This is a genomic window from Kineosporia sp. R_H_3 (assembly GCF_002198675.1).
GTDB lineage: Bacteria > Actinomycetota > Actinomycetes > Actinomycetales > Kineosporiaceae > R-H-3.
This window is the reverse complement of the sequence record NZ_MWLL01000169.1, coordinates 25,131-31,753: the sequence shown is the minus strand read 5'-3', so window position 1 is coordinate 31,753 and position 6,623 is coordinate 25,131. Positions and strand designations below refer to the sequence as shown.

Here is a 6,623-nt window from a genome sequence, read left to right as displayed (position 1 = left end):
CCCCCGACCACCCCTCCGAAACCGGTCCCCGAGCACACGAACAGCACGCCGACGACGCCCAGCGACGGTGTCACCCGGGTTACACACCCGTTTCGCCCGGACGACGGAACATCCCGCGGAGGGGAACGGTTAGCCCGTGCGTCAGGTGAGGCAGACCTACGATGAACGGAGCCGGGGAGCCCGGCTCCGGGCACCGGCACGAGCGGCGAAGGGCAGCCAGACCCATGACCACCAGGACTCCGACCAGGGTCGATCGGGTCGTCATCCGGTTCGCGGGGGACTCCGGGGACGGGATGCAGCTGACCGGTGACCGGTTCACCGCGCAGACGGCCGCGCTCGGCAACGACCTCGCGACGCTGCCGAACTTCCCGGCGGAGATCCGGGCGCCCCAGGGCACGCTGCCCGGGGTGTCGTCGTTCCAGCTGCACTTCGCCGACCACGACGTGATGACGCCGGGCGACGCCCCGAACGTGCTCGTGGCGATGAACCCGGCGGCGCTCAAGGCGAACCTCGGCGACCTGCCGCGGGGCGCGACGCTCATCGCGGACGCCGACGAGTTCACCAAGCGCAACCTGGCGAAGGTCGGGTACGCGGCGTCGCCGCTGGAGGACGGGTCGCTCGACTCGTTCCAGGTGCACGCGCTGCCGCTGACGTCGCTGACGGTGAAGGCGCTCGAGGAGTTCGACCTGACCCGCAAGGAGGCCGAGCGGGCGAAGAACATGTTCGCCCTCGGGCTGCTGTCGTGGCTCTACACCCGCCCGACGGAGTCGACGGAGCGGTTCCTCACGGAGAAGTTCGGGGCCCGCCCGCAGCTGCTCGCGGCGAACCTCGCGGCGTTCAAGGCCGGGTGGGCGTTCGGGGAGACGACCGAGACGTTCGCGGTCTCCTACGAGGTGGCCCCGGCACCGGCACCGGCCGGCACGTACCGGAACATCACCGGCAACGTGGCCCTCGCGTACGGCCTGGTGGCGGCGGCCCGGCGGGCGCAGCTGCCGCTCGTGCTCGGGTCGTACCCGATCACTCCGGCCTCCGACATCCTGCACACCCTGAGCAAGCTCAAGCGGTTCGACGTGACGACGATCCAGGCCGAGGACGAGATCGCCGCGATCGGCGCGGCGCTCGGGGCGGCGTACGGCGGTGCGGTCGCGGTGACGACGACCAGCGGTCCGGGGCTCGCGCTCAAGAGCGAGACGATCGGTCTGGCGGTGTCGCTCGAGCTGCCCCTGGTCATCGTCGACGTGCAGCGCGGCGGGCCCTCGACCGGGCTGCCGACGAAGACCGAGCAGGCCGACCTGCTGCAGGCGATGTACGGCCGCAACGGCGAGGCGCCGGTGCCGGTCATCGCACCCCGCTCCCCCGCCGACTGCTTCGACGCGGCCGTCGAGGCGGTCCGGGTCGCGACGACGTACCGGACGCCGGTGCTGCTGCTCTCCGACGGGTACCTCGCGAACGGGTCGGAGCCGTGGAAGCTTCCCGTCGTCGCGGACCTGCCCGACCTGCGGGTCGACTTCGCGGCGGCCCCGAACAGCCAGGACGCGAACGGCAAGCCCGTGTTCCGGCCGTTCGACCGGGACCCGGTGACGCTGGCGCGGCCCTGGGCCGTGCCGGGCGTCGCGGGCCTGGAGCACCGGATCGGCGGCATCGAGAAGGCCGACGGCACCGGGGAGATCTCCTACGACCCGGACAACCACGACCGGATGACCCGGCTGCGGCAGGCCAAGATCGACGGGATCGACGTCCCGCCGCTCGAGGTCGACGACCCGGGGCTCGCGGACGGCGGCCCGGTCGCCGACGTCCTCGTCGTCGGGTGGGGCTCGACGTACGGCCCGGTCGCGGCCGGCGCCCGGCTCGCCCGGCAGTCCGGCGTCCGGGTGGCGACCGCGCACCTGCGGCACCTCAACCCGTTCCCGGCCAACCTCGGCGAGGTGCTGCGGCGCTACCCGAAGGTGCTCGTGCCCGAGATGAACCTCGGCCAGCTCGCGCTGCTCCTGCGTGCCAAGTACCTCGTCGACGCGGTCGGCTACAACCGGGTGCGCGGCCTGCCGTTCATGTCCACCGAGATCGCCGACGCGATCACCAAGCTCGCCTCCGAGATCAGCACCGAGATCGGCACCGAGACGACCAGCCAGGAGGGGTCCCTGTGACCACCCACCTCGAACCCGTCGAGATCGGCCTGCCGGTGTTCCGGTCCGGCCTGGCCGACGTCCCCAAGGTCGACCCGGACGCACCGAAGCAGACGAAGAAGGAGTTCACCTCCGACCAGGAGGTCCGCTGGTGCCCCGGCTGCGGCGACTACGCCGTGCTGGCCGCCGTCCAGGGGTTCCTGCCCGAGCTCGGGCTCAAGCGGGAGAACATCGTCTGCGTCTCCGGGATCGGCTGCTCGTCGCGGTTCCCGTACTACCTGGACACCTACGGCCTGCACTCGATCCACGGCCGGGCGCCGGCCATCGCGACCGGGCTGGCGACGTCCCGCCCCGACCTCAACGTCTGGGTCGTCACCGGCGACGGCGACGCCCTGAGCATCGGCGGCAACCACCTCATCCACGCGCTGCGCCGCAACGTGAACCTCACGATCCTGCTCTTCAACAACCGGATCTACGGGCTCACCAAGGGCCAGTACTCGCCGACGTCCGAGCCCGGCAAGGTCACGAAGTCGACCCCCGTCGGCAGCGTCGACGAGCCGTTCAACCCGGTCTCGCTCGCGCTCGGCGCCGAGGCCTCGTTCGTGGCCCGCACGATGGACTCCGACCGCAAGCACCTCACGTCGGTGCTGCGGCAGGCCGTCGAGCACCGCGGCTCCGCCCTCGTCGAGATCTACCAGAACTGCCCGATCTTCAACGACGGCGCGTTCGACGTCCTCAAGGACCGCGACGAGGCCCAGGCCCGGATGGTCCACCTCACGCACGGCGAGCCGATCCGGTTCGGCGCCCCCGGCGAGGACGGCCTCGGGGCGAAGGGCGTCGTCCGGACGGCGCAGGGGCACCTGCGGGTCGCGGACGTGAGCGAGGTCGGGGCCGACGCCCTCGTCGTCCACGACGCGCACGACCCGGACCCCTCGGTCCAGTTCGCGCTCTCGCGGCTCGACGACCCCTCGATGGCGCACGTCCCGGTCGGGGTGTTCCGCTCCGTCCAGCGCCCGGCGTACGACGACATGGTCCGGGCCCAGGTCGACTCGGCCATCGAGTCCGCCGGCGGCCCCGCCACGGACGACGACCTCGCCCGGCTCCTCGCCGGCAAGGACACCTGGACCGTCTGACCGACCCCTTCGCGCACGATCGGCGGTTCTCGTCGCCGGTCACCGGGTACCCGGTGCCGGACGACGAGGACCGCCGTTCGTGTTCGAGCGGTGAAACGCGGGGGCGATCTCCGGTGGCGCAACCGTAGGATCGTCCTATGAATTCGCCGGGGCGCCACGGAGCCGCCTACGGGATGGGCGCCTACCTGCTGTGGGGCATCTTCCCGCTGTACTTCCGGCTCCTCGAGCGCTCCGGCGCCGTCGAGGTCGTGCTCCACCGGATCCTGTGGTCGCTCCTCGTGTGCGCCGTCGTCCTCACCGCCGTGCGGCAGTGGTCGGTGCTGCGGGCGACGCTGGCCTCGGCGCGCACGGTCGGCGTCCTCGGGACCGCCGCCGTCCTGCTCGCGGTGAACTGGGGCACCTACATCTACGGCGTGAACTCCGGGCACGTCGTCGAGGCGTCCCTCGGCTACTTCATCAACCCGCTCGTCACCGTGCTGCTCGGCGTCGTCGTCCTCAAGGAGCGGCTGCGCCCCGCGCAGTGGGTCGCCGTCGGCCTGGGCACGGTGGCGGTCGTCGTCCTCACCGTCGACTACGGCCGCCCGCCCGTCATCGCCCTGACGCTCGCCGTGACGTTCGGCATGTACGGCCTGCTGAAGAACCGGGTCGGCGCGACCGTCGGGGCGCTCGCGAGCCTGTCGACCGAGACCCTCCTGCTCGCGCCGCTCGCCGCCGTCGGCATCGTCGTCCTCGAGCTGCGCGGCCAGGGGCACTTCGCGGACGACGCCCCGTGGCAGGCGCTGCTGCTCATGACGACCGGCATCGTCACCGTCGTCCCGCTGCTCTTCTTCGCCGCCGCCGCCCGCCGGATCCCGCTGTCGACGATGGGGCTGCTGCAGTACATCACCCCGGTCCTGCAGCTCCTGTGCGGCGTCCTCGTCTTCGGCGAACGGATGCCGCTGAGCCGCTGGCTGGGCTTCGGGATCGTCTGGGCGGCGCTCGCGGTGATGACCGTGGACTCGCTGCGGACGGCCCGGATCCGCTCCCGCGCCGCACCGGCCGCCGAGCCCGTGCCCGCCTGAGCCCCGACCGTCGGGGTCGGCGGGCATGATGGGCGCGTGGACCTGCCCGTCATGCCGCCGCTGCTGCCCATGCTCGCCAAGGCCCGTGCGGGCGTGCCCGACCAGCCGGACGGCGCACCCGAGTGGCTCTACGAGCCGAAGTGGGACGGGTTCCGCTGCGTGGTCTTCCGGGACGGCGACGAGGTGCTCCTCGGGTCCCGGAACACCAAGGCGCTCGACCGCTACTTCCCCGAGGTCGTCGCCGCGGTGAAGGCCGAGCTGCCGCAGCGGTGCGTGCTCGACGGCGAGCTCGTCGTCCCGCGCGAGCGTGACGGCCGGGTCCGGCTCGACTGGGACTCGCTGTCCCAGCGGATCCATCCCGCGGCGTCCCGGGTGGCCATGCTCGCCGAGCAGACCCCGGCCCAGGTCGTCGCGTTCGACTGCCTCGCGCTCGGCGACGACGACCTCACCGGCCGGCCGCTGCACGAGCGGCGGGCCGCGCTCGAGTCCGCGCTCGACGGCGCCGGGGCGTCCGTGCACCTGTCGGTCGCGACGACGGACGCCGACGTCGCCCGCGGCTGGTTCGAGACCTTCGAAGGCGCGGGGCTGGACGGCGTCGTCGCCAAGCGGCTCGACGGCCCGTACCGCCCCGACCAGCGGGACATGGTCAAGGTCAAGCACCACCGGACGGCGGACTGCGTCGTCATCGGCTACCGCAAGCACAAGAGCGTGGACGGCGTCGGCTCGCTGCTGCTCGGCCTGCACGGCAGCGAGCGGATGCACATGGTCGGCGGGGCGTCGGCGTTCACGAACGTCGAGCGCAAGCGGCTGCTCGACATGCTCCAGGAGTACCGGGTCGGCGAGGACGTCACGTACTCCGGGGAGCCCAACCGCTGGAACGCCCGGGAGGACCACTCGTTCGTCCCGCTGCGGCCGGAGCTGGTCGTCGAGATCGAGTACGACCAGATGGAGAGCGACCGGCTCCGGCACGCGGGGCGGGTGCTGCGCTGGCGCACCGACAAGTCGCCCGAGCAGTGCACGTACGACCAGCTCGAGGTGCCGGCCCGCTACGACCTCAAGGACGTCCTGGCCCGTTGACCGGCTCCTCGGCCGGCGCGCCGACGGGCTGCTCCCGGCGGGCGGCGGGGACGCCGAGCACCCGGTCGCCGAGGAGCACGAGCGCCACCTCGACGGCGGCGGCCCCGAGGAGCGCGGGCACGACGTACGGCACGATCGGGCCGGACGTCAGGGTCCCGGTCACCGCGGCGACGGCGACCCGGGCCCCGGCGTACGCGGCGACGACGAGGACGGCGCCGCCGATCCCGAGCCTGGCTCGGGCGACGACGAGGGCCGCACCGGCGGCGAGGCCGAGGACGAGCACCGGGGCGTCGAGGTCCGCGGCCACGGAGAGCGCGAGGAGCACCGCGGCGGCGCCGGCGGTCTCCCGCAGGTCACGCGGCCGGACGGCGACGCCCCGGGCGGCGGCCACCGCGTTGCGGGACTCGGCGCGCAGCAGCCAGGCCCCCGCGGCCATCGCCGTCACGGCGACGAGCAGCGGCGCCTGGGCGGCGAGCACGCCGTCGCCGAGCGAGCGCCCCTCGAGCGCACGCCACAGGGCGGCCACGGGCAGGCCGACGAGGGCGACGATGCCGCCGACGAGGACGGCGACCGCACCGACCGGGCCGGAGCCGAACGCGCCCGGCAGCACCCGGCGGTGCCCGAACGTCGTGCGGGCGGGCAGCGGGTGCGCGATGACGTCGTCCGCGTGGCGCTCGACCTTCGCCGGCGGGTGCGCGAGCGCACTGGCCATGACCCCGCCGAGCAGGGCGACCGCGAGCCCGAGGGCCAGGCCCATCGTGCCGGCCCCGGCGAGCGGTCCGCCGGCGTCGGCCGCGCGCCAGCCGCCGAGGGCGACGGCGAGACCGGTGAGGGCGACGGCCAGCGGGAACGGCTCCCAGAGCGGGCCGCCGGTGCGGGTGGCGAGCCGGGCCGAGACCCGGGACACCCACGACGGGGTGCCGGTGGCGGCACGCTCGCCGAGGAACGCGAGGACGAGCAGCCCGGCGGCGAGGGCGACGACGACGCTGAAGAAGACGGTGCCGAGCGAGTTGAGGATCGCTTCCAGGCCGATCGGCTGGCCGGCCGCGTGGGTGGGGACCATCAGGGCTCCTCCGGGAGAGGTGTCCGCGTCGGCCGCGCAGGCGGCGTCGCGGGGCACTGCGCACCCGCCGGGCGGCGGGCACGGGCTGTCGGGGAGGGGTGCGTCCGGGGCGGCGGGTGATGCGACACCTTCCATGTGACATCGTTGATGTCACATGGATGATGTT

5 protein-coding genes are annotated in these 6,623 nt (G+C 73.6%); 4 read left to right on the top strand and 1 reads right to left on the bottom strand.

The window, feature by feature from the left end:
• Nucleotides 1-161: 161 nt before the first annotated feature.
• The 4 genes from ECOMGDLI_RS18345 (at nucleotide 162) to ECOMGDLI_RS18330 (ending at nucleotide 5,394) form a co-directional block, all read left to right on the top strand.
• The gene (locus tag ECOMGDLI_RS18345; protein ID WP_198954972.1) at nucleotides 162-2,144 is read left to right on the top strand and encodes a 2-oxoacid:acceptor oxidoreductase subunit alpha; all 1,983 of its coding nucleotides are present in this window, start codon (nucleotides 162-164) and stop codon (nucleotides 2,142-2,144) included.
• Entirely contained in the window at nucleotides 2,141-3,256 is a 1,116-nt protein-coding gene (locus ECOMGDLI_RS18340) for a 2-oxoacid:ferredoxin oxidoreductase subunit beta (RefSeq protein WP_233153520.1), read from the top strand. Before ECOMGDLI_RS18345 ends, ECOMGDLI_RS18340 begins: the two co-directional genes overlap by 4 nt.
• A gap of 137 nt (nucleotides 3,257-3,393) precedes the next feature.
• Nucleotides 3,394-4,317 carry an EamA family transporter RarD gene (gene rarD / locus ECOMGDLI_RS18335; RefSeq protein WP_088318292.1) on the top strand — a complete coding sequence of 308 codons (924 nt, stop codon included), beginning with the start codon at nucleotides 3,394-3,396 and terminating at the stop codon, nucleotides 4,315-4,317.
• A 36-nt stretch (nucleotides 4,318-4,353) separates the two neighbouring features.
• Nucleotides 4,354-5,394, top strand: coding sequence for an ATP-dependent DNA ligase (locus tag ECOMGDLI_RS18330; protein WP_088318291.1), 1,041 nt, complete (start codon nucleotides 4,354-4,356; stop codon nucleotides 5,392-5,394).
• Here the strand turns inward: ECOMGDLI_RS18330 and ECOMGDLI_RS18325 are convergent.
• Nucleotides 5,372-6,457 carry a hypothetical protein gene (locus tag ECOMGDLI_RS18325; protein ID WP_088318290.1) on the bottom strand — a complete coding sequence of 362 codons (1,086 nt, stop codon included), beginning with the start codon at nucleotides 6,455-6,457 and terminating at the stop codon, nucleotides 5,372-5,374. The two genes, ECOMGDLI_RS18330 and ECOMGDLI_RS18325, sit on opposite strands and share 23 nt — an antisense overlap.
• Between the last annotated feature and the right edge of the window lie 166 nt (nucleotides 6,458-6,623).

Excerpts from the sequence above, each read along its gene's own strand:
- rarD (WP_088318292.1), top strand. The coding sequence starts at position 3,394 with ATGAATTCGCCGGGGCGCCACGGAGCCGCCTACGGGATGGGCGCCTAC.
- ECOMGDLI_RS18345 (WP_198954972.1), top strand. The coding sequence starts at position 162 with ATGAACGGAGCCGGGGAGCCCGGCTCCGGGCACCGGCACGAGCGGCGA.
- ECOMGDLI_RS18325 (WP_088318290.1), bottom strand. The coding sequence starts at position 6,457 with ATGGTCCCCACCCACGCGGCCGGCCAGCCGATCGGCCTGGAAGCGATC.